Genomic DNA, 22,506 nt, shown 5'->3' on the forward strand with positions numbered 1-22,506 from the left:
GACGCGTGATTCGTCGTGATGTGGCGCCTTTTTCCCTTGTAGACCTTGACGCCTTGCAAGCGCATCATGCGCTCTGATGTGCGCTTTGATGCTCGCGTCGCCCAGGCTTCAAGCTTGGTAGCCAAGCTGCCTGCCTGGCCCTCACATACATTCGTCGCTGCCCGCCATGAACACCCAATTCCGCAAGAACCTGCCCGGCACATCGCTGGACTACTTCGACACCCAAGCTGCCGTTGAAGCGATCAAGCCAGGCGCCTGGGCCACCCTGCCCTACACCTCGCGCGTGCACGCCGAAAACATCGTGCGCAAGGCGGACCCGGCCATCATCAACGAATGCCTGACCCAGCTGATCGACCGCAAGCGTGACCTTGACTTCCCCTGGTTCCCTGCGCGCGTGGCCTGCCACGACATCCTGGGCCAGACCGCCCTGGTGGACCTGGCCGGCCTGCGTGATGCCATCGCCAAGGAAGGCGGCGACCCCGCCAAGGTGAACCCGGTGGTGCCCGTGCAGCTGATCGTGGACCACTCGCTGGCTGTGGAGTGCGGTGGCTTCGACCCGCAAGCCTTCCAGAAGAACCGCGACATCGAAGAGCGCCGCAACGAAGACCGCTTCCACTTCATCGAGTGGACCAAGAATGCCTTTGCCAATGTGGACGTGATCCCTGCGGGCAACGGCATCATGCACCAGATCAATCTGGAGAAGATGTCCCCCGTGATCCACAACGACAAGGGCCTGGCTTACCCCGACACCTGCGTGGGCACCGATTCGCACACGCCGCACGTGGACGCGCTGGGCGTGATCGCCATTGGCGTGGGCGGCCTGGAAGCCGAGAACGTGATGCTGGGCCGCGCCTCGTGGATGCGTCTGCCTGAAATCGTCGGCGTGAAGCTGACCGGCCAACGCCAACCCGGCATCACCGCCACCGACGTGGTGCTGGCGCTGACCGAGTTCCTGCGCAAGTCCAAGGTCGTGGATGCCTACCTGGAGTTCTACGGCGAAGGCGCTGCCAAGCTGACGATCGGCGACCGCGCCACCATCTCGAACATGGCGCCCGAATACGGTGCCACCGCCGCCATGTTCAGCATCGACCAGCAAACGCTGGACTACCTGACGCTGACGGGCCGCGAAGCTGAACAAGTCAAGCTGGTCGAGACCTATGCCAAGGTGGCTGGCTTGTGGTCTGACAGCCTGGCCAATGCCGTGTACGAACGCGACCTGACGTTCGACCTGTCCACCGTCGTGCGCAACATGGCCGGCCCCTCGAACCCGCATGCCCGCGTGGCCACGAGCGACCTGGCTGCCAAGGGCATCGCCGGCAAGTGGGCCATGCCTGCCGCCAACGAAGGCACCATGCCCGATGGCGCCGTGATCATTGCCGCCATCACCAGCTGTACCAACACCTCCAACCCACGCAACGTGATCGCGGCCGCCCTGCTGGCCCGCAACGCCAACAAGCTGGGCCTGACGCGCAAGCCCTGGGTGAAGTCTTCGCTGGCCCCTGGCTCGAAGGCGGTGGAGCTGTATCTGAAGGAAGCCAATCTGCTGGGCGACCTGGAGAAGCTGGGTTTTGGCATCGTGGCCTTTGCCTGCACCACCTGCAACGGCATGTCTGGCGCGCTGGACCCGGTCATCCAGAAGGAAATCGTTGACCGCGACCTGTACGCCACCGCCGTGCTGTCGGGCAACCGCAACTTCGACGGCCGCATCCACCCCTATGCCAAGCAGGCCTTCCTGGCCTCGCCCCCGCTGGTGGTGGCCTACGCCATTGCCAGCACTGTGCGCTTCGACATCGAAAACGATGTGCTGGCGGTGGTGGATGGCAAGGAAATCCGCCTCAAGGACATCTGGCCTTCGGATGAAGAGATCGACGCCATCGTCAAGGCCTCGGTGAAGCCCGAGATGTTCCGCGCCGTGTACGAGCCCATGTTCGCCATCCAGGCCGACAAGGGCGTGAAGGTGAGCCCGCAGTACGACTGGCGCCCGCAGTCCACCTACATCCGCCGCCCGCCTTACTGGGACACGGAAGGTGTGGGCGCCCTGGCCGCCAACCCGCGCACGCTCAAGGGCATGCGCCCCCTGGCCATCCTGCCGGACAACATCACCACCGATCACCTGTCGCCTTCCAACGCGATCCTGATGAACTCGGCCGCTGGTGAGTACCTGCACAAGATGGGCCTGCCCGAGGAGGACTTCAACTCCTACGCCACCCACCGTGGCGACCACCTCACCGCCATGCGCGCGACGTTTGCGAACCCCACGCTCAAGAACGAGATGGTGCGTGACGCCGATGGCAAGGTGAAGGCCGGCTCGCTGGCCCGCATCGAGCCCGAAGGCAAGGTCGTGCGCATGTGGGAAGCCATGGAAACCTACTACGACCGCAAGCAGCCGCTGATCATCGTGGCCGGCGCCGACTACGGCCAAGGCTCCTCGCGTGACTGGGCTGCCAAGGGCGTGCGCCTGGCGGGTGTCGAGGCGATTGCCGCCGAAGGCTTCGAGCGCATCCACCGCACCAACCTGATCGGCATGGGCGTGATGCCCCTGGAGTTCAAGCCCGGCACCAACCGCCTGACGCTGAACCTGGACGGCACCGAGACCTATGACGTGGAAGGCGACCTCAAGCCCCGCGCCGACCTGAACCTGGTCATCACCCGCAAGAATGGCGAAGTGGTGAAGGTGCCGATGACCTGCCGCCTGGACACGGCGGAAGAGGTGTCGGTGTACCAGGCGGGCGGCGTGCTGCAGCGCTTTGCACAAGATTTCCTTGCAGCTAACCGTTGACCACCCCCGAAGCGCCTTCGGCGCTCCCCCTCAAGGGGGCGACGCCTACGGACTGGCAGAGCCAGATCCGTGGGCGTCCGCTGGATCAGGATCGTGGTCTGCGAGCGTCTGCGTGTTTGATGAAATGAAGGTACTCAGCATGGCCCATCCAGCTCAAATCAAGATCCCCGCCACCTACATCCGTGGTGGCACCAGCAAGGGCGTGTTCTTCCGCCTGCAAGACCTGCCTGCCGCCTGCCAGCTGCCTGGCGAGGCACGCGACAAGCTGTTCATGCGCGTGATCGGCAGCCCTGACCCCTATGCCGCTCACATCGACGGCATGGGCGGGGCCACGTCCTCCACCTCCAAGTGCGTGATCCTGTCCAAGTCCAGCGTGCCCGATCACGATGTGGACTATCTCTATGGCCAGGTCGCCATCGACAAGGCCTTTGTGGACTGGTCGGGCAACTGCGGCAACCTGTCCACGGCAGCCGGCGCCTTCGCCATCCACGCGGGCTTGATCGACCCCTCGCGCGTCCCTGATAACGGCACTTGCGTGGTCCGCATCTGGCAAGCCAACATCAAGAAGACCATCATTGCCCACGTGCCCGTGACCAACGGCCAGGTGCAGGAGACCGGTGACTTCGAGCTCGATGGCGTGACCTTCCCTGCCGCCGAGATCGTGCTGGAGTTCATGGATCCGTCTGACGATGGCGATGAAGGCGGCTCGATGTTCCCCACCGGCAACCTGGTGGACGACCTGGAAGTCCCGGGCATCGGCACATTCAAGGCCACGATGATCACGGCCGGCATCCCCACCGTGTTCGTCAACGCCCAGGACATCGGCTACACCGGCACTGAACTGCGCGAGCAGATCAACACCGACCCCGAGGCCCTCAAGCGCTTCGAGGCCATCCGCGTGGCCGGTGCCCTGCGCATGGGCCTGATCAAGACGCCTGAAGAAGCCGCCACCCGCCAGCACACGCCCAAGATCGCCTTCGTGGCGCCGCCCACGGCCTACAAGGCCTCCAGCGGCAAGACCATTGAGGCCACCGACGTGGACCTGCTGGTGCGCGCGCTGTCCATGGGCAAGCTGCACCACGCCATGATGGGCACCTGTGCGGTGGCCATCGGCACGGCCGCGGCCATCCCCGGCACGCTGGTCAACCTGGCAGCCGGTGGCAGCGAACGTGAGGCGGTGCGCTTCGGTCACCCCTCCGGCACCCTGCGTGTCGGCGCCCAGGCCAAGCTGGTGAACGGCCAATGGACGGTCACCAAGGCCATCATGAGCCGCAGCGCCCGCATCCTGATGGATGGCTGGGTGCGAGTGCCCGGCGACACCTTCTGAGCGCCAGGCCGGCCTAGAAGTCCCTGCCGATGCTCAAGGTCAGCAACCACGGGTCCAGCTGGGTGCTGATCTTGCGCTGGTAGCTGCCCAGGTTGTTGCGCTGCCCCGTTCGGGCCAGGGCCAGCTCCTGGGCGATGCCCGGCACCAGATCCTGCGTGTGGAAGGTGCTGCCATTGATGATCTGCACGGCCGTCAGCGTGTTGCTGCCGATGTCCCGCGCGGACTGCAGCAAGGCCGGGCTGCTGGCCACCACATCGGGGTCGGTCTGCGTGGTCACCGTGGACTCGGTGCGCAACTTCAGATAACCCAGCGTCAGGCTCATGCTCCAGGGCTCATTGAAGCGCCAATCGGCCCCGAGAAATGCGCCCGGCCCAAAGGCATTCTTGATGCTCGCCGTGGTGCGCCCACCAGCATAGTTCGACAGGCTGTCCGACACCTTGGTGTCAAAGAAGACGATGTAGGCCGCACCCAACCCTGCCGAGAATCGCAAGCGGTCTGCCTTGTCGCCAAAGAGGTACTTGCCATAGGCGATCGGCCCCAGCATCTTGGTGCGGATGACCTCACCCAGGTCCACGCTGTCGGCCCCTTGCCCACCAATGCGGCCCGCACCGCGCACCGAGGCCACAAATGGCTGCCCCAGCACATAGGCCTCCATGGCCCACTTGCGGTCCTCATCCAGGTAACGCCCCACCGACAAGGTGAGCCCACCGCCGCCACCTGATTTCACCGTCGCGCCGGTGGGCATGCCCAGGCCCTGGCTGGCGGCATCGTCCGGGTGATCCCGCAGGATGTTGCTGGACAACAAGGCCAGTGCCTGTGCGTATTGCGGGCTCAGGCCGGGCGTGAACTCGTCGCCATAGCGCATGATCGCCCCATTGAGATCCTGGCTGTCTGACGAACGGTCATTGGGCCGCACGCGGGTGTAGCCTGCCCGCCAGTACATCCGCTTGGCCGGTTTCAGATCAAGCGGCTCGCCCAGATGGGCCAGTGGTGCTTGTGCCTGGGCTGGCAAGGTGCAAGCCATTGCCAGCGTGGCACCCAGCATCACGCCCCTGAACAAACGGAGCCGGTACAGCCTCATCGGTGGGCTCCCGGCAAGGCCATGTGCAGGGCATTCCGGCGGGCACCCGAGCCGGCCCTCTTGCGCACCATCAACGCAGCCATCGCCAAGCCCAAAGCCCACAGCAGGCCTGAAGACGGCTCCGGCACGCTGGCGACAACGGCCGTCCTGAACCACGGCACCACGCGCGCATCGATGGCACCGAAGTCCACCTGCTGAAGCACCGGCGCCAGGAAGTCCGGCACGCCCAGCGCACGCACAAAACTCGTCGCGCCTTCATCGGTGAAGTGCAGATTGCCCAGGGTCATGTTCACCGAGATCCCGCCCTTGAGGCTGAAGGTCAGGGGCGCGGTGACATCGAAGGTGAACAGCGACAACCTGGACTTGCCGGCGGCGCTGAGCACATCGCCATAGACCAGGTGCGAGTTGAAGTCCATGCTCAGGTCAGTCAGGCTGGCCTTGGCCTGAGTGAGCGTGTTGGCAAAATCCAGCGAAGAGCCCTTGGCCTGTGCAAGCTGCATGGTCAGGCTGGGTGGCAACAGCTTGACGTCGGCGGTGATCTGCGAAATGGGCAGGTTGAACACGCCCTCGCCCAAGGTCGTGGCCTTGCCGCCCACGCTCATGTCGATGCCGGTGAGCGCCAGGGTCTGGCGGGCATCGGTCGTCAAGGTCAGGCGCCCATTGGCATCCAGCCAGGTGGTGTCGAGCGTGATCGGTGAGGCAAACGCGGCTGGCACGGCGCCCGACAGGCCCACGCTCAGGCTCAGCCACGCCAAAGCGCGGCGCAAAGCAATGTGGTTCATTGCATCCCCCTGAAAAAAAGGCGGCCGCCACCGCGGCCGCATGAAAAGTGGAAGCAGACAAGAGAAACTCTTCATGCAATGAAGAGCCCGGCCGAAGCCTCAATGCATCAGGCGACGCCGGCGTGCCACGGCGGAGAGCCCCATCAAGCCCCCTGCCATCAGCATCCAGGTCGAGGGCTCCGGCACAGCGGGTGTGGACACCAGCGCGAAGTTGCCCGTCAGGGTCGTCTGGCCGAAGTTCAGCGAGGGGAACAAGGCCGTCTGGATGAAGGCCGGCACACCCAGTGCATCGCCCAGGGTCGGGATGGCCGTCGAGGTCAGCTTGAGGTCCTTGAGCGTGACACCCACGTGCAGGTTGGACGACACGATGTTCGTATCACCAACCAAGGAGCCCGTGAACAAAGCCATGTGGTTCACCGTCTTGCCCACGTAGCTGCTGAAGGGGCTGGTGAACGAGTTCGTGACCACATCGGCATAGACGGTCCCTGAAGCGTCCATGGTGACGTTGGACAGGTCCACCTTCGCACCCTGCGTGGTCGACGAGGTCAGGCGAAAGCCACCCAAGCCGGTCATCGAGGTGACGTTGTAGCCACTGTCCCAACTCACCAGGTCGTTGGTGGACGTCAAGGTGATCTTGCTGCCATCGAAGGTGGCCGGCGCCACGCCAGACACCGTCACACCGGCGGTGTTGAGGGCCGCCAGGGAATCGGTCGTGAAGGTCAGCACCGCCCCGCCATCCTTGAATTCATAGTCAGGGCCCGCGGCATGTGCCCCTGTAGCCAGTGACACCGCTGCGGCGCACGCCAGCATCTTCCAACGCGAAAGTTTCATGAGTCTCTCCTAAGTTTGAACATCGACAGATCGGTCGTGAACACCTTGTTCACGCCTGGGATCCATCGTGCCCAAGCAGCGTCGGCAAGACCATTCGGACGGACGTGATCGCATGTCCATGCGGGGCGCACGTGATGCGCATGTGGCATGCACGCAGGACACGTGAGATCACATGCCCTGATGGCCGCTCACATCGCCTTGACCGCCCAACTCAAGGAAACCTGCGTGCCCTCGCCGGGGCGCGATCGCACCTCCAGGTCAGCACCCAGTTGCGCTGCGCGATGCGCCAGGTTGCGCAGCCCCCGGCCTCCCGGCCGCCCTGCTTCAAAACCTCGGCCGTCGTCACGTATCACGATCCTGTTCGTGCGGGAGGTTTCGTCGTGGCTGGCATGCACCCAGACACTGCCCGCACCAGAGTGCTTGATGACGTTCGAGAAGGTTTCGTACAACAAGCGCTGCAGATGGTTGATGTGCGAGGCGCTCAGATGCGCATCCGCAGGCAGCGGGGCCACCTCCCACATCACCTTGAACCCGGCCTTGCGCAAGCGCGCATCCAGCCTGAAGCGCAACTGGCCCAGCAGGCTGGACAGGTCTTCACCAATCGGCTCCAGCGAGTCGATGGTCAGGCGCATTTGATTCAAGGCCTCGTTGAGCTCATCGAGCAACTCGTCTCGGGTGAAGGTGCCAGACTCCACCGTCGACAACATGCCCACCAACTGGGAGCCCAGGCCATCGTGCATGTCGCGCACGATGCGGGCACGCTCATCGATGACGGCCTCGGTCTGCGCACGCTGGCGTTCACGCGCATGCAAGGCTTCCAGCTCTTGCCGCTGCGCCGCAACCTCTTGCTGCAAGGCCTCCTTGTGGCGCCCTTCGAGTGCCAGCGCCGCGCTCACACGCACATAAACAAACACACAGGCCACGAACAAGGCGCTCAAAGCCATGAGCGGGGCCAGACGCAGGTGCTCAAAGCTGAGCGGATCCAGGGATTGCTTGTCGTGCCAGTTTTCCAGCCCGGCGATGACGGCCGTCCCCATGCAGCCCAGCAGGATCAAGGCGCTGGGCCAGGAAGGCTTGCGCCACACCGAGGCGATGGAGATCACCGAGCCCCACAGCCCAAGCGCATGGGCCATGTAGAACCACCCCGTCACCAGAGAACCCGCTTCGGCCTCTGAATGGGAAACCCGCCACCAGATCAACACCGGCAACAAGGCCAGTGCGCCCACGATCAGGCGGCACCAGATGGGGGCCCGCTCGCCAAGCAAGGGCGGCAAGGTCAAGCACGCCACAAGCAAAGCCGCACCGGATGTCAGATCACCCAGCGCGGCGACCAGGTCCCCCGGCATGAAGCGATACCCCATCAACCACAAGCCTTCACGCAAGCCCCACAAGAGGCTGACCATCGCAAACAGCCATGCCTCGGACCTGATGCGCCAGGCCACCCACAAACCGGCCAGCGTCAACAAGGCGGAGGTGCTCAGGGTGGTCACGGCGCTGCCCGTGAGAAAGACATCGCGCAGCACATGCCGCGCATTCAGGGATGCCTCCGTACCCACCCACAGGCGCGACAAGCCACCCAAACGCGCCAAAGGGCTGGACACCACCAGGCGCACATCGTTGTCCAGGCCTGGCCGTGCGTCGCGCAGCAGCGAAGGCGCCATGGTCAGCATGATCGGGCGCTTGCCACGGTCCAGGTCCCTGCCCTGCCCCTGCTCAGGCCCATTGACCTCGGCCAGGCGAAGCACGGGCTGGCCATTGACCCACAGCGCCACGCCGCACCCCACCCGCGGGATCCACAAGGCCGAGCCAGGACGGGGGGCCAGGCAAGCCCCCGCCACGCCGGGCCCACAGGTCGGCAGGCGCAAGCGGTAGGTCCAGGTACCCGATCGGCCATCCAGCCGCCATGAGTCTGGCAGGCCAACCGTCTGCCAACCCGGGCCCTGTCGCGCGTCATCGGCATCAGTGACGACCACACCTGGCGCCCGCTCCGCGTGGTCCAGCAGCCAGACTTGGTCGGCTGGCCCGGGCAAGGCCTGGCCCTGTCCGTGCGCCAACCCCCACCCCATCAAGAGCCATGCAAGCCCCAACTGCCAGCACCACCGCATCATCATGGTCAGCCCGTCATGAGGCGTCCAGCCAGCGCCGGCGGCGCGCCTCGTTGATGGCATCCACCTTGGTGTGCACCCCCAGCTTGGCGTAGATGCCGCGCACATGGTGGCGGATCGTGTTGAGGGCAACCTGCAGGTTCGCGGCCACCTCTTCGTACGAATAGCCGCGTGCGATCCAGTCGAGCACATCCAGCTCCCTGGCCGTCAGATAAGGATCGGCCAGCGCATCGCCGAAGCCTGAGGACTTGCGCCCAGGCCGCTGCACTTCGCGCGCCATGCGGAAACGGCTGAGCACCTGGCGCGCGATGATGGGCGACATGGGCGAGCCACCATGGAGCAGATCCTCAATGTGCAACAGGATGTCTTCGTCGCCCTGCCCCTTGAGGATGTAGCCCATGGCGCCCGCATCGATGCAATCGAGCACCTTGCTTTCATCGCCGAACATCGACACCACCATCACCTGCGTCTGGGGGTGCAGGGCCAGCGCGTGCCGGATCACGCTCAGCCCGCTGCCATCGGGCAGGCCCAAGTCCACCAGCCACAGCGAAGGCCAGGCATCGGGTGGGCATTGGCTCATCCACTCCAATGCGCTCAGCATCGAGCCGGTCTCGAACCACAGCTCGAACTCGTGAGAACGGCCGATCGCATGGGCGAAGCGGCGCCGCACCCGGTCATCGTCCTCCACCAACCCCATTTTTTTTCGCATGTCCCAATTATCGAGACATCGCGCGGCCTGGCGCCATCGCACATTTGTGCGATGCGGTTTACACCTAGCACTTGGACACAATCTGACGCGTTTGACATCCAAAAGCGGCTTTTTCGGACTCACCGCCCGCGCCGAAAGATGGCAAGATCCTCCCGCCGCGACCGGTTTTTTGCGAACCGCCGCCCGATCGCTCTCGATCGCCCCCAATGCCCCGATGGAGTAAGGCCCCCGCCATGACGAAGACCGCTACCCGCAGAATCCAGCGCTATCAACGCATCCGCACCCTGGCCCTGTCCGCCGGCATGGTGCTGGGCATGGTGGCCGCCACTTTCGGCCCCCAGCTGGCGCATGCTGAAACCCGCGCCTCCAAGAAGATCCTGGCCGAGAAGTTCCAACCCCTGCCCGAGGCCTCGCCCGAGCAACTGCTGGCCGCCGACCGCGTGCTGATCGGTCGCTACGAGTGCGAATTCGGCAAGCGCGTGTCGGTTGACCGCAATGACCGCAACAAGGGCTACTTCAACCTCAAGCTGGGCAACCAGTCCTGGGTGATGAAGCCGGTTCTGTCCAACACAGGCGCCATCCGCCTGGAAGACGTCAAGGGCGCCGCCCTGCTGATCCAGATCCTGACCAAGTCCATGCTGATGGACGTGAAGGCCGGCCGTCGCATGGTGGACGGCTGCGTGCACGAAGTGCAGCGTGCAGCTGAAGCCGAAATGGCCAAACAACCGCCTCGTCCCGCGCTGTTTGAAGCACCGGCTGGCGCCCAGTAAGCACCCCAAGTTCGCTGAAAAGCCCTCAAACAAAGCCCGGGAACGCCCCGGGCTTTGCTTTTTGGCCCGCTCCGTTGCGACGAACCGGCACCTCCCCCCCTGTTTACGCGAACAATTCCCCCTGGGGGCTCGTCGGAAAGCCCTCTCGTGCGCGATAATCAAAGGCTGCACGGAAATTGCATTTCCCTGTGATCGCGACGCGTTGTCTGCCCCGTTTGTGCCCCACGATGGTGATTCGGCAGGGCGCGCGTCTCCAGCGTTTTGCCCCATCCACTCCAGGTGAACACCATGTTGCAAGCCTATCGCCAACACGTTGCCGAGCGCGCCGCGCTGGGCATCCCCCCTCTTGCCCTGTCTGCCAGCCAAGTTGCTGAGCTGATCGAGTTGATCAAGAACCCGCCCGCTGGCGAAGACGCCTTCCTGCTGGACCTGCTGACGCACCGCGTGCCCCCGGGCGTGGACGACGCTGCCAAGGTCAAGGCCTCCTTCCTGTCGGCCGTGGCCCACGGCGATGTCGTCACCAAGCTGATCTCCAAGGCCAAGGCCACCGAGCTGCTGGGCACCATGGTGGGCGGCTACAACGTCAAACCCCTGATCGACCTGCTGTCTGACGCTGAAGTCGGTGGCGTGGCCGCTGAAGCCCTGAAGAAGACCCTGCTGATGTTCGACGCGTTCCACGACGTCGCCGAGCTGGTCAAGGCTGGCAATGCCAACGCCAAGGCCGTGATGCAATCCTGGGCTGACGCCGAGTGGTTCACCACCCGCCCTGAAGTCGCCAAGAAAATCACCGTGACCGTGTTCAAGGTGCCTGGCGAAACCAACACCGACGACCTGTCGCCTGCGCCTGACGCATGGAGCCGCCCTGACATCCCGATGCACTATCTGGCGATGCTCAAGAACACCCGTCCTGACGCGGCCTTCAAGCCCGAAGAAGACGGCAAGCGCGGCCCGATGCAGTTCATCGAAGACCTGAAGAAGAAGGGCAACCTGGTTGCCTACGTGGGCGACGTGGTCGGCACCGGTTCTTCCCGCAAGTCGGCCACCAACAGCGTGATCTGGGCTACCGGCGAAGACATCCCCTTCGTGCCCAACAAGCGCTTTGGCGGCGTGACCCTGGGCGGCAAGATCGCCCCCATCTTCTTCAACACGCAGGAAGACTCCGGCTCCCTGCCGATCGAAGTGGACGTGACCGCTTTCGAAATGGGCGATGTCATCGACATCTACCCCTATGACGGCAAGATCGAGAAGAACGGCGCCGTGGCTGCCAACTTCGAGCTGAAGTCGCAAGTGCTGCTGGACGAAGTCCGCGCCGGCGGCCGCATCAACCTGATCATCGGCCGCTCGCTGACCGGCAAGGCCCGTGAGTTCCTGGGCTTGAGCGCTTCCACCCTGTTCCGTCTGCCCCAGGCACCGAAGGACAGCGGCAAGGGCTTCACCCTGGCTCAGAAGATGGTTGGCCGCGCTGTGGGCCTGCCTGAAGGCCAAGGCGTGCGTCCTGGCACGTACTGCGAGCCCAAGATGACCACCGTTGGTTCGCAAGACACCACCGGCCCGATGACCCGTGACGAGCTGAAGGACCTGGCTTGCCTGGGCTTCTCGGCTGACCTGGTCATGCAATCGTTCTGCCACACGGCCGCTTATCCCAAGCCCGTGGACGTGAAGATGCACCGCGAGCTGCCTGCCTTCATCAGCAACCGCGGCGGCGTGGCCCTGCGTCCTGGCGACGGCGTGATCCACTCGTGGCTGAACCGCCTGCTGCTGCCCGACACCGTCGGCACCGGTGGCGACTCGCACACCCGCTTCCCCATCGGCATCTCCTTCCCCGCTGGTTCGGGCCTGGTTGCCTTCGGCGCTGCCACCGGCGTGATGCCTCTGGACATGCCTGAGTCGGTGCTGGTGCGCTTCAAGGGCACCATGCAGCCTGGCATCACCCTGCGTGACCTGGTGCATGCCATCCCCCTGTACGCCATCAAGGCTGGTCTGCTGACCGTGGCCAAGGCCGGCAAGAAGAACATCTTCTCGGGCCGCGTGCTGGAAATCGAAGGCCTGCCAGACCTGAAGGTCGAGCAAGCGTTCGAGCTGTCCGACGCTTCGGCTGAGCGTTCCGCTGCGGGTTGCACCATCAAGCTGAACAAGGAGCCTGTGGCCGAGTACCTGAAGTCGAACATCGTTCTGATGAAGAACATGATCGCCGACGGTTACGCCGATGCCCGCACCCTGCAGCGCCGTATCGAAGCCCAGGAAGCCTGGTTGGCCAACCAAACCCTGCTGGAAGCCGACAAGGATGCCGAGTACGCTGCCGTGATCGAGATCGATCTGGCCGACATCAAGGAGCCCATCGTCTGCTGCCCGAACGACCCGGACGACGCCAAGTTCCTGTCTGAAGTCGCTGGCACCAAGATCGACGAGGCCTTCATCGGCTCTTGCATGACCAACATCGGTCACTTCCGTGCCGCCGGCAAGCTGCTGGAAGGCAAGAAGGACATCCCGGTGCGTCTGTGGGTGGCACCGCCCACCAAGATGGACGCGGCCGAGCTGACCAAGGAAGGCTTCTACAACACCTTCGGCACCGCTGGCGCCCGTACCGAAATGCCCGGCTGCTCGCTGTGCATGGGTAACCAGGCTCAGATCAAGGAAGGCTCGACCTGTATCTCCACGTCGACCCGGAACTTCCCCAACCGCCTGGGCAAGAACACCAACGTGTTCCTGGGCTCGGCCGAGCTGACTGCTGTGGCATCGAAGCTGGGCAAGCTGCCAACGCCTGCCGAGTACCTGGCTGAAGTCGGTGTGGTCGCCAAGGATGCCGACAAGATCTACAAGTACATGAACTTCAACCAGATTGAAGAGTACGTGGAAACCGCCAAGACGGTGAACGCCTGATCTTGAATGTGCCCCCTGACCTGATCGACAACGGTTGTTGGATCAGGGGCCACACCAAAGCCCGCCCGGGAAACCTGGCGGGCTTTTTTGATGCTCACCGTTTGTCACGACCATGGCAACCCAGGCCTGATAATCCACGGCTCTGACTGGCCTGACGCCAGCCGCGCCCATAGGATCTTGCATGTCCGAGAAGATCGAAGATGTCTCTGTGTTGGCCCGCATCACGAGGGGCCCTCTCTTGAAAAAGCTGATGTGGCTGGGCGCTGGTGGCGCCGTGATCGGCCTGCTGATCCTGCTGGGCTCGATCGCCGTGCTCTACCCCCAGTTGCCCGACACCAGCAGCCTGGCGCACTACCAACCCAAGCAACCCCTGCGCGTCTACACGGCCGATGGCGTCGAGATCGGTGGTTTTGGCAACGAAAAGCGCCAATACCAGCACTTTGACCAGATCCCCAAGCTGATGCGCGACAGCCTGCTGGCCGTTGAGGACGCGCGCTTTTACGAGCACCCGGGCATCGACGTGGTCGGGGTATTGCGCGCGGTGCTGTCCAACGTCACGGGCGGGCGCACGCAAGGTGCCTCCACCATCACGCAGCAGGTGGCCCGCACCTTCTTCCTCACACGTGAAAAGACGCTGAGCCGCAAGCTCAAGGAGGCCATGCTGTCCTTGAAGATCGAGCATGAACTGAGCAAGAACCAGATCCTGGAGCTCTACATGAACCAGATCTACCTGGGTGCACGCGCCTATGGTTTTGCAGAAGCGGCCCAGACCTACTTTGGCAAGCCCTTGAGCGCGCTGTCTGCCGCCGAATGCGCGATGCTGGCGGGCCTGCCCCAGAACCCCGCCAACGTGAACCCCATCCGCAACCCGGAGCGGGCCCGCGCCCGGCAACTGGTGGCCTTGATGCGCATGCATGCCCAAGGCGTGGTCGATGACACCCAGTACGCCGCCGCCAAGGCCGAAAAGCTCAGCGTGCGCGCGCCCGGCGAGGTTGAAGTGCATGCCGAGTTCGTCGCCGAAATGGCCCGCGCCCAGGTGTTCGCGCGCTATGGCGAGGCGGCCTACAGCACCGGCATGAAGGTGATCACCACCCTGCGCGCCAACGAGCAGCAAGCCGCCTACAAGGCCGTGCGCAAGACCCTGATCGACCGCGAGTTGCAGCAAGCCTGGCGCGGCCCCGAAGAGCAGGAAGAACTTGACAACAGCCTGGAAGACACCGACCCGGCCGTATCGCAGGCCCTGGCCGATTACAACGACGACGAGACCCTGAAGATCGCCATCGTGACCGAGGCCTCACGGCAGCGCGTGGTGACGGTGCTGGCATCCGGTGAAGTGATCACCATCACCGGCAAGGGCCTGCGTCAGGCGCAGCCCGGTTTGTCCCCCAAGGCCAGCGCCAAGCTGCGCATCCAGCGTGGCGCCGTGGTGCGCGTGCTGCAGCAAGGCAAGGACTGGACGCTCACGCAATGGCCCGAAGCCGAGAGCGCCCTCGTGGCCATCAACCCGCATGACGGCGAAGTCCATGCCCTGGTGGGCGGCTTTGACTTCCGCGCCAACCAGTTCAACCACGTGACCCAGGGTTGGCGCCAGCCTGGCTCCAGCTACAAGCCCTTCCTGTATGCCGCCGCGATGGAAAACGGCGTCATGCCCGAGACCATCGTCAACGACGCCCCCCTCAGTGGGCTGGGTGACTGGAACCCACAAAACGCCGATGGCAGCGCCGACGGCCCGATCACCCTGCGCGAGGCCCTGGCCCGCTCCAAGAACCTGGTCAGCATCCGCCTGGTGCAATTGATGGGCCCCGATGCCGCACGCGAGTGGACCGGCCGCTACGGCTTTGATGTCGACAAGCAGCCCAACAACCTGACCCTGGCATTGGGCGCCGGCTCGACCACGCCCATGCAACTGGCCAGCGCCTACGCGGTCATCGCCAATGGCGGCTTGAAGGTGACGCCCGTGGTGATCAAGCGCATCACCGATGTCGACGGCAAGACGGTGTTCGAAGCGCCCCCCGCCACCGTGGACGAAAGCCAGCGCACCGTCCCGGCCCGCAATACCTACATGACCGCATCGCTGCTGCAGGAGGTCGCGCGCAGTGGCACCGCCGCACGCGCGCAGGCCCAGCTCAAGCGCCCCGACATCTACGGCAAGACCGGCACCACCAACGATGTGGTCGACGCCTGGTTCGCGGGCTTCCAACCCAATCTGGTTGCGGTGGTCTGGGTGGGCTATGACAAGCCGCAATCACTGGGCAACCACAGCTCGGGCGCCTCGCTGGCCCTGCCGACCTGGATCAACTTCATGGCGACCGCACTGGCGCATGAACCAGTGAAAGAGATCAGCCCGCCCGGCGACGGCCTGATGCGCAGCGACACCGACTGGCGCTACGCCGAGTGGGCCAACGGCGGCTTCATCACTTCGCTGGGCCTGGACGACCAGGTCATCAACCGCTCGCTGATCCCGACGCCCCCGAGCGCGGCCTCTGCGGCGTCCGAGCCCGGGTTGGCAACGGGTGCGCAAAAAGGGCTGGATCAGTCGCTGTTCCCTGACATCCACCCGTGATTTACAACAGCAGGTCAAGGTGCGGCAACTCCGGTACAAGGCCGTAGATGGCACCAAATGGCGGGGCCGCAGGGTCAACTTGCTGGTCGGATGTGGCACTCTCTTGCTGATGCTGAGCACTTAGGAGGCCCCATCATGAACATCCTGCTGTGTGGTTCATCCGGCTTCATCGGCCACAACATCACCAAGGCGCTGATCGCCGCCGGGCATCGGGTCATCCCCACGCGCTCGCCGGCCAGCCGGGGTGATGACGACCAGGCCATCGCTGTTGACTTCAGCCGCGACACCAACCCTGCGGTCTGGCTGGCCCGGCTCAAGGGCGTGGATGCTGTGGTCAATGCGGTGGGCGTGCTGCGTGATACCCGCCAACGCCCCATCCAGGTCGTGCACGCCGAGGTGCCCAAGGCCCTGTACACGGCCTGCGCGCAAGCCGGTGTGCGACGCGTGATCCATGTCTCTGCGCTGGGTATCGAGGGCAGTGACACCGCCTACGCCCAGACCAAGCTCGCAGCAGACCGGCATCTGCTGGGCCTCACCGAGCAAGGTCAGCTCGATGGCGTCGTGCTGCGCCCCAGCATCGTGTTTGGTGCCCAAGGTGACAGCAGCAAGCTGTTCATGGGCCTGGCTCAGTTGCCGGCGCTGCTGTTGCCGCAAGCCATGATCAAGGCCCGCATCCAGCCGGTGGCCGTGGGCGATCTGGCCCTGGCCATTGCCCGCTTGCTGAGCGAGGCACGCACGCTGACAGGCGTCTTGCCTTGCGTCGGCCCCACGCCCTTGAGCATGGCTGACTTCATCGGCAGCCTGCGCCAGCAACTCGGCAAGAGCAAAGCCCTGGTCATGCCCTTGCCCGGCTTCATGACCACATTGAGCGCCCGCATCGGCGACCAGATCCCGGCCATGCCCTTCTGCACGGAGACGCTGTCCCTGCTGGATCAAGACAACGTGGCACCAGCTGAGGCTTTCACCGAGGTATTGGGGCGTCGCCCCATCGGGCACCAGGATCTGGTGACGACCTCATGGCATTGAGCGCATGAAGTGGCGGAAACTGCCCGCTTCCGTCGCCATGGTGGAACTGACGGCTCACCTCTCGCCTGATCGGCGAGCATCAGCCAGCTCGGCAATCTCCGCCATGCGGTTGCGCACCGCCTGCCCGGCCCCAGGCCCTGGCACCGGCATCACCTCGGACACATCCAGCGCCTCGCCGCTGGCCGAGCGCAGCAGCATGGGCGCGATCTCCTGGCCGGTGCGGCGCTCCACGATGCGCACCGGCGGGCCTTTGGGCGCGCTGGCGTGCTTGTCGCCCCATTGCAGCATGGCCACCAGCACCGGGAACAGATCGCGGCCCTTGGGGCTGAGCCGGTAGGACAAGGCCTTGCCGCTCGCACTGGTGGCCTCGACCACCAGGATGCCGCCGTCCACCAGCTTGGCCAGGCGCTGCGTGAGCACATTGGGCGCGATGCCCAGCACCTTCTCGAACTCAACGAACTTTCGGCTGCCGAAAAACGCCTCGCGCACGATCAGGAAGGTCCACCAGTCGCCCACCAGCTCCAGCGTGCGGGCGATGGAACAGCTCATCTTGGCAAACGAGGTGCGGCGCATGGGGCCTTTCGAGGACAGAAAAAAGGGGTTGCTTGCAGGCAAGGCGTTTCGTTCCTATACTGACCCAACTACTTGCTTTATGCAAGTAAATTCCGGAGACGATTCATGACCCAACCTACGCCAGACACCGCCCTGTTCATCCACTCCACCGGCATGGGGCCCTTCATGTGGAAGCGCCTGATGGGCACGGTGCCCGAGGGCATGCGCAGCCTGGCGGTGGTGAACCGGGGTTACGCCCCTGACGACCTGATGCCAGCCGGCACCCCGTTCACGATGGACATGGATCTGGCGCACATCCGCAAGCAGATCCCGTCGGACACCAGTGGCCTGCATCTGGTGGCCCACTCGTATGGCGGCCTGCTGGCTCTGCTATTGACGCTGGAGCGGGATCTGCCCGTCAAATCACTGTGGCTGTATGAGCCGGTGATGTTTGGCTCGCTGCGCCAGGTGCAGGACGAACTCGACGGTGAACTGGGTGTCGAGATGCGCACCATGTACGGCCCCGGCAGCGTCTTCACCAAGGCCGAACAAGGCGGCAGCGACGAGTGGCTGGAAGCCTTCATCAACTACTGGAATGGCCCCGGCGCCTGGTCCTTCATGCCCGACAAGGTGAAAGCCCCGATGCGCGCCTTCGGCTGGAAGATGTCGCAGGAGGTGAACCTGATCGGCAGCCTGCCGCGCCGCTTCGAGGACTTCCGCGTCGAGCAGCCCCTGACGCTGGTCCATGGCGAACACACCCGGCTGCCCGCGCGTGAGATGACACGCCGCCTGGCCCGCGTCAATGATCAGGCGCTGGTGGAGACCATGCCTGGTCTGGGCCACATGTCCGTGGTCACCGATGCCGAGCGCGTGGTGCCCAGCCTGCAGGCGCACTGGCAGCGGATCATGCAGCCGGCGGCGCAGACGGCGATGGCGCGTCAGGCTTGAGCCTGGCCAGATCCTGCGCGACCAGGTACAGGCGCAGATCGAACTCGTACTGGTGGTAGCAGGGCTCCATGTGCGTGCACAGCTGGTAGAAGGCCTTGTCATGAGCCTTCTCTTTCAGGTGCGCCAGCTCGTGCACCACGATCATGCGCAGGAACTCGGGCGCCACCTCGCGGAACAGGCTGGCCACGCGGATCTCGCGCTTGGCCTTGAGCTTGCCACCCTGCACGCGTGACACGGCCGTGTGCGTACCCAGCGCGTGCGTGATCACCTTGAGCTTGTTGTCGTAGGCCACCTTGCTGAGCTGGTCGGCATTGCGCATGTAGCGGGCCTTGAGGTCCATCACGTACTCGTACAAGGCCGCATCTGACTTGACCTCGTGGCGCTCCGGGTAACGGCGCGCCAGCGTGTCAGCCAGCTTGCCCTCGTCGATCAACTGCTGCACCTGCTGGAGCAGATGCGGCGGGTAGCCGCTCAGGTAACGCAGGTGCGTGGGTGCACTGCGGATCACCGGCACCAGCGTCTGCACGCCGGGCCTGGCCAAGCCACCCGACGTATCCCCGGTTGGCTTACGGTGCGATCTGCTCGGCATAGTCATACAGCGCGCCCAGGATGTCCTGACCACGCTCGTCGTCTTCGCTCAACGCCTCGCTCAAGGCATCAATGCGTTCGAAGAAGGCAGCCAGCGACAGGCCACCACCTTGCCCCTCATGCAGGCGGGCCACACGCAACTCATGCCAGCGTGCCTGCTCGGCTTCGCTCAAGGTGTCAGGGAAGTTGCGCGCGCGGTAGCGAAAGAGCACTTCTTCCAGGCGCTCGTCCACAAAGCCCGGCGCACGCTCGGCCAGTTGGGCTGGCGACAGGCCACGCAGTCGTTGCAGCACACGGCGGTCTTCGTTGCCCACAAAACCACCGTACAGATCTTCGTCCACGTCCACCTCGGTGCGGCTGTCGGCACGGTTGTACAGCTCGGCCCAGATGCCATCCATGCTGGATGCGCGCTCTGCGGCGATCTCGGCATGCGCCATGGCCTTGTCCAGGTCCAGCCCCCATTTGGTGATCAAGGCCGGGCTGAGGATCTTGAGGTTGCCGATCACGATGGGCGACTTGTTGATGTGCACGCTCTTGACGGGCAGGCGTGTCACGCCCTCGGGCAGATCGGCCGTCTTGCTGAACATGCGCAGGCGGATGTCGGCCGCGCTCATGCCGAACAGCTCGGTGGGGTCGTGGGCCAGGTCCCACACCAGGATCTCGTTCTTGTTGCTGGGGTGCTGGGCCAGCGGATACACCAGCGCCATGCAGCCGCGCTCGTGGCTGAACATGCCCGAGATGTGCAGGAATGGCTTCCAGCTCCAGCGCGGCTTGTCCAGCCCGGCCTCGGCCAGCACCGCGTCCTTCTTGCGCAGCTTCAGGCAGAAGTCCCACAGCTTGGGCTGCGCGTGCTTGATCAGGCGTGCCAGACCCACCGTGGCGCGCACGTCAGACAGCGCATCGTGCGCGGCCTCATGGCTCAGGCCATTGGCGGCCGTCAGGTGCTCCAGCTTGAACGAGGGGCGGCCGTCTTCATGCTTGGGCCAGTTGATGCCTTCGGGGCGCAAGGCCCAGGTGCAGCGCACCACATCGAGCAGGTCCCAGCGGCCACAGCCGTTTTGCCATTCGCGTGCATACGGGTCGATCAGGTTGCGCCAGAACAGGTGGCGCGTCACTTCGTCGTCGAAGCGAATGGTGTTGTAGCCCACGCCCACCGTGTTGGGTTGGGCCAGCTCGCGCTCGATGGCATCGGCAAAGCGGTGCTCGGGCACGCCCCGCTCCAGGCAGGTCTGCGGCAGGATGCCGGTGAGCAGGCAGGCTTCCGGGTCGGGCAGGTAATCCGGCGAGGGCTGGCAGTACTGCATGAGCGGCGCGCCGATCTCGTTGAGGTCGGCATCGGTGCGCACACCAGCGAACTGAGAGGGCCGGTCGCGCCGGGCCACTTTGCCGAAGGTCTCGTAGTCGTGCCAGTAAAAGGTGTAATCGTTCATGGAAATCGCCAGGATCAAGAGCCTATGGTAACCAAGGGAATTGCCTTCCCGAGGCAAGCCAGGGAGGATCATGTCTCACGATCCCGGTGGCATACCTACAGGAGTTTGCATGGTCCGCGCCACGTCCTGGCCAATTCGCAAGCCATACCTTGCATGGGTATGCGCTTTGTCAAGTACAGCCCTGGCAGGGCCGACCACCAACCTCAGCCTGGCCGACATGAGCCTGGAGGAGTTGAGCAACGTCGAAATCACCTCGGCATCCAAACGGCCCGAGCCGTTGTCAGATGCCGCGGCGTCCGTCTTCGTGATCACCGCCGACGACATCAGGCGCTCAGGCGCGAGCAATCTGCCAGACGCGCTGCGCCTGGCGCCCAACCTGAATGTGGCGCAGATCAGCAACAGTGGTTATTCGATCAGTGCCCGGGGCTTCAGTGGCACCTCGTCCAACAAGCTACTGGTGTTGATCGACGGGCGATCGGTCTATACCCCCCTGTTTGCCGGCGTGTTCTGGGATGTACAGGATGTGCTGTTGCAGGATGTTGAACGAATCGAGGTCATCAGCGGGCCAGGCGGCACACTTTGGGGTGTCAACGCGGTCAATGGCGTCATCAATGTGATCACGCGCTCCGCGGTGGATACAACAGGCAGCCTGCTTGTGGGCAATACCGGCAACCGAGGCAGCAATGTGTCAGCCAGATATGGCGGCGACCTGGATGGCGATGGCAGCTACCGTATCTACTCAAGGCACTTCAACCTGAACCATACACAGCTGGCAAATGGCCGGGATGTGGACGATGCCGGCCAGATGAGCCAAGTGGGGTTTCGCGCCGACTGGGAGCGAGCCCGCAGTCAGGTCACGATGGAAGGCTCGCTGTACCGGGGGGACCACGGCCAGCCACTGCCTGGCAGTATTGTCATCAGTGGCAGGCCTTTCACGCTACGCAATATTGAGACCAAGGGCGGGCATCTTCTGGCCCGCTGGACACGCAAGCTTGACGATGGCAGCGAATTCAATGTGCAGGCGTATGTCGACCACACCGAACGCGTCGTGCCCCCCACCTTCTCCGAAAAACTGGACATCACCGATGTCCAGTTTCAATACGCGCTGCCTCGCGAAGAAAAGCAAGCGTGGGTTCTGGGCGGGCAATACCGGCTTGGCCAGGATCGCGTGGACAACACCAGCGTCAACTTCGCCTTCCTGCCCGCTGACGTCAATCAGACCTGGACCAGTCTCTTTGCGCAAAATGACATCACGCTGTCGCCCAGCCTGCGCCTGACGCTGGGGGCCCGGCTGGAGAGCAATGACTACACCGGGGTTGAGTGGCTGCCCAATGCCCGCCTGGCTTGGAAACCCGCCGCCGATCACCTCTTGTGGACGGCCTTGTCACGCACCGTGCGGGCCCCCTCCCGTCTGGACCGAGACCCCTATATCCCCAGCCTTGTGGCCAACCCGCCCTACCTGCTGGCAGGTGGCCCCGGCGTCGATGCCGAGGTCGCGCGGGTGTTCGAGATTGGCTACCGAGGGCAACCCACACCCCAAAGCAGCGTGTCCTTGAGCTGGTATCGCTCGCTGTATGACAACCTGCACACGCAGGAGTTGAGCGCCACACGCAACTACCTGATTTTTTCGGGCAGGATGCGCGCGGCGATCAATGGCCTGGAGGCCTGGGGCAGCTACCAGCCGACATCGGACTGGCGCTTGTCGGCAGGCTTTTCTGGCCTGTATCAGCGCTTTGCATTGGCCGCCGACAGCACCGACCGGGCGGGCCTGGCCGCTGCCCGAGGCAAGGATCCAGCGCAGACATGGTTGCTGCGCTCATCCTGGGACGGGCCGCATGGCCACGAATTCGACGCCACGCTCAGGCATGTATCGATGCTGAACAACCCGTATGTCCCGGGCTATCTGGCCTTTGACCTTCGCTGGGGCTGGCATGTGCGCACGAACCTGGAGCTGTCCATCACCGGGCGCAATCTGCTGGGTACCTCGCACGGTGAGTACACCTCCGTCACAACCCGATCGGAAATCGGCCCCGGCGTTTCCCTACAGGCTGTCATGTGGTTCTGAACCCTCACGCCCCATCATCAAAGCCACGGCGAGGGCACCGGGGCTGGTTCGGCCTGTTGCTGACGCTTGC

The 22,506-nt window shown here is 64.2% G+C and carries 16 protein-coding genes; 8 read left to right on the top strand and 8 right to left on the bottom strand.

Translation table 11 applies throughout. The features are described from left to right. Nucleotides 1-166 precede the first annotated feature (166 nt). Entirely contained in the window at nt 167-2,779 is a 2,613-nt protein-coding gene (gene acnD, locus HY019_RS19710; protein ID WP_290695462.1) for a Fe/S-dependent 2-methylisocitrate dehydratase AcnD, read from the top strand. Between the two features lie 139 nt (nt 2,780-2,918). Continuing rightward, nucleotides 2,919-4,106 (top strand): 2-methylaconitate cis-trans isomerase PrpF, encoded by a 1,188-nt coding sequence (prpF, locus tag HY019_RS19715; protein WP_290695464.1) that lies wholly within the window; start codon nt 2,919-2,921, stop codon nt 4,104-4,106. A gap of 13 nt (nt 4,107-4,119) precedes the next feature. Here prpF and HY019_RS19720 read toward each other — a convergent pair whose 3' ends face one another. The 5 genes from HY019_RS19720 to HY019_RS19740 form a co-directional block, all read right to left on the bottom strand. Next, nucleotides 4,120-5,187 (bottom strand): OmpW family outer membrane protein, encoded by a 1,068-nt coding sequence (locus HY019_RS19720; protein WP_290695466.1) that lies wholly within the window; start codon nt 5,185-5,187, stop codon nt 4,120-4,122. Then, nucleotides 5,184-5,969, bottom strand: a complete 786-nt coding sequence (locus HY019_RS19725) for a PEP-CTERM sorting domain-containing protein (protein ID WP_290695468.1) — start codon at nt 5,967-5,969, stop codon at nt 5,184-5,186. The genes HY019_RS19720 and HY019_RS19725 overlap by 4 nt, the downstream gene beginning before the upstream one ends. Before the next feature lie 99 nt (nt 5,970-6,068). Continuing rightward, complete coding sequence (locus tag HY019_RS19730; protein ID WP_290695469.1) at nt 6,069-6,800, bottom strand: PEP-CTERM sorting domain-containing protein; 732 nt, start codon at nt 6,798-6,800, stop codon at nt 6,069-6,071. A 188-nt stretch (nt 6,801-6,988) separates the two neighbouring features. Beyond that, complete coding sequence (locus tag HY019_RS19735) at nt 6,989-8,854, bottom strand: ATP-binding protein (RefSeq protein WP_290695472.1); 1,866 nt, start codon at nt 8,852-8,854, stop codon at nt 6,989-6,991. Between the two features lie 67 nt (nt 8,855-8,921). After that, a complete protein-coding gene (locus tag HY019_RS19740; protein WP_290695473.1) occupies nt 8,922-9,614 on the bottom strand; it encodes a response regulator transcription factor in 693 nt (230 codons plus the stop codon). Nucleotides 9,615-9,847: 233 nt separating this feature from the next. On the opposite strand from HY019_RS19740, the gene HY019_RS19745 reads away from it, so the two are divergent. The 4 genes from HY019_RS19745 (at nt 9,848) to HY019_RS19760 (ending at nt 16,853) form a co-directional block, all read left to right on the top strand. Beyond that, nucleotides 9,848-10,384 (top strand): hypothetical protein, encoded by a 537-nt coding sequence (locus tag HY019_RS19745; protein WP_290695475.1) that lies wholly within the window; start codon nt 9,848-9,850, stop codon nt 10,382-10,384. 288 nt (nt 10,385-10,672) lie between these two features. Then, nucleotides 10,673-13,264: a bifunctional aconitate hydratase 2/2-methylisocitrate dehydratase gene (gene acnB, locus HY019_RS19750; protein ID WP_290695476.1), complete on the top strand. Its 2,592-nt coding sequence runs from the start codon at nt 10,673-10,675 to the stop codon at nt 13,262-13,264. A gap of 181 nt (nt 13,265-13,445) precedes the next feature. Next, entirely contained in the window at nt 13,446-15,827 is a 2,382-nt protein-coding gene (locus HY019_RS19755; RefSeq protein WP_290695479.1) for a PBP1A family penicillin-binding protein, read from the top strand. A gap of 135 nt (nt 15,828-15,962) precedes the next feature. After that, nucleotides 15,963-16,853: an NAD-dependent epimerase/dehydratase family protein gene (locus HY019_RS19760; RefSeq protein WP_290695482.1), complete on the top strand. Its 891-nt coding sequence runs from the start codon at nt 15,963-15,965 to the stop codon at nt 16,851-16,853. A 54-nt stretch (nt 16,854-16,907) separates the two neighbouring features. On the opposite strand, the gene HY019_RS19765 is transcribed toward HY019_RS19760, so the two are convergent. Then, a complete protein-coding gene (locus HY019_RS19765) occupies nt 16,908-17,426 on the bottom strand; it encodes a helix-turn-helix domain-containing protein (RefSeq protein WP_290695485.1) in 519 nt (172 codons plus the stop codon). Nucleotides 17,427-17,531: 105 nt separating this feature from the next. Between HY019_RS19765 and HY019_RS19770 the strand changes: the two genes are divergently transcribed. Beyond that, on the top strand, nt 17,532-18,353 hold the full coding sequence (locus tag HY019_RS19770; protein WP_290695488.1) for an alpha/beta hydrolase: 822 nt from the start codon (nt 17,532-17,534) through the stop codon (nt 18,351-18,353). On the opposite strand, the gene HY019_RS19775 is transcribed toward HY019_RS19770, so the two are convergent. Both HY019_RS19775 and sbcB read right to left on the bottom strand, forming a co-directional pair. Further along, nucleotides 18,310-18,894 (bottom strand): M48 family metallopeptidase, encoded by a 585-nt coding sequence (locus tag HY019_RS19775; RefSeq protein ID WP_290695491.1) that lies wholly within the window; start codon nt 18,892-18,894, stop codon nt 18,310-18,312. The genes HY019_RS19770 and HY019_RS19775 overlap by 44 nt on opposite strands. Before the next feature lie 25 nt (nt 18,895-18,919). Continuing rightward, nucleotides 18,920-20,371, bottom strand: coding sequence for an exodeoxyribonuclease I (gene sbcB / locus HY019_RS19780; protein WP_290695494.1), 1,452 nt, complete (start codon nt 20,369-20,371; stop codon nt 18,920-18,922). Between the two features lie 166 nt (nt 20,372-20,537). Between sbcB and HY019_RS19785 the strand changes: the two genes are divergently transcribed. Beyond that, nucleotides 20,538-22,436 (top strand): TonB-dependent receptor, encoded by a 1,899-nt coding sequence (locus HY019_RS19785; protein WP_290695497.1) that lies wholly within the window; start codon nt 20,538-20,540, stop codon nt 22,434-22,436. Nucleotides 22,437-22,506: the final 70 nt, after the last annotated feature.

It is taken from the genome of Aquabacterium sp., from assembly GCF_016195855.1.
Classification (GTDB): Bacteria; Pseudomonadota; Gammaproteobacteria; order Burkholderiales; family Burkholderiaceae_C; genus Aquabacterium.

Coding starts and splice junctions, on each gene's coding strand:
- acnD (WP_290695462.1), top strand. CDS start 167: ATGAACACCCAATTCCGCAAGAACCTGCCCGGCACATCGCTGGACTAC.
- prpF (WP_290695464.1), top strand. CDS start 2,919: ATGGCCCATCCAGCTCAAATCAAGATCCCCGCCACCTACATCCGTGGT.
- HY019_RS19720 (WP_290695466.1), bottom strand. CDS start 5,187: ATGAGGCTGTACCGGCTCCGTTTGTTCAGGGGCGTGATGCTGGGTGCC.
- HY019_RS19725 (WP_290695468.1), bottom strand. CDS start 5,969: ATGAACCACATTGCTTTGCGCCGCGCTTTGGCGTGGCTGAGCCTGAGC.
- HY019_RS19730 (WP_290695469.1), bottom strand. CDS start 6,800: ATGAAACTTTCGCGTTGGAAGATGCTGGCGTGCGCCGCAGCGGTGTCA.
- HY019_RS19740 (WP_290695473.1), bottom strand. CDS start 9,614: ATGCGAAAAAAAATGGGGTTGGTGGAGGACGATGACCGGGTGCGGCGC.
- HY019_RS19745 (WP_290695475.1), top strand. CDS start 9,848: ATGACGAAGACCGCTACCCGCAGAATCCAGCGCTATCAACGCATCCGC.
- acnB (WP_290695476.1), top strand. CDS start 10,673: ATGTTGCAAGCCTATCGCCAACACGTTGCCGAGCGCGCCGCGCTGGGC.
- HY019_RS19755 (WP_290695479.1), top strand. CDS start 13,446: ATGTCCGAGAAGATCGAAGATGTCTCTGTGTTGGCCCGCATCACGAGG.
- HY019_RS19760 (WP_290695482.1), top strand. CDS start 15,963: ATGAACATCCTGCTGTGTGGTTCATCCGGCTTCATCGGCCACAACATC.
- HY019_RS19765 (WP_290695485.1), bottom strand. CDS start 17,426: ATGCGCCGCACCTCGTTTGCCAAGATGAGCTGTTCCATCGCCCGCACG.
- HY019_RS19770 (WP_290695488.1), top strand. CDS start 17,532: ATGACCCAACCTACGCCAGACACCGCCCTGTTCATCCACTCCACCGGC.
- sbcB (WP_290695494.1), bottom strand. CDS start 20,371: ATGAACGATTACACCTTTTACTGGCACGACTACGAGACCTTCGGCAAA.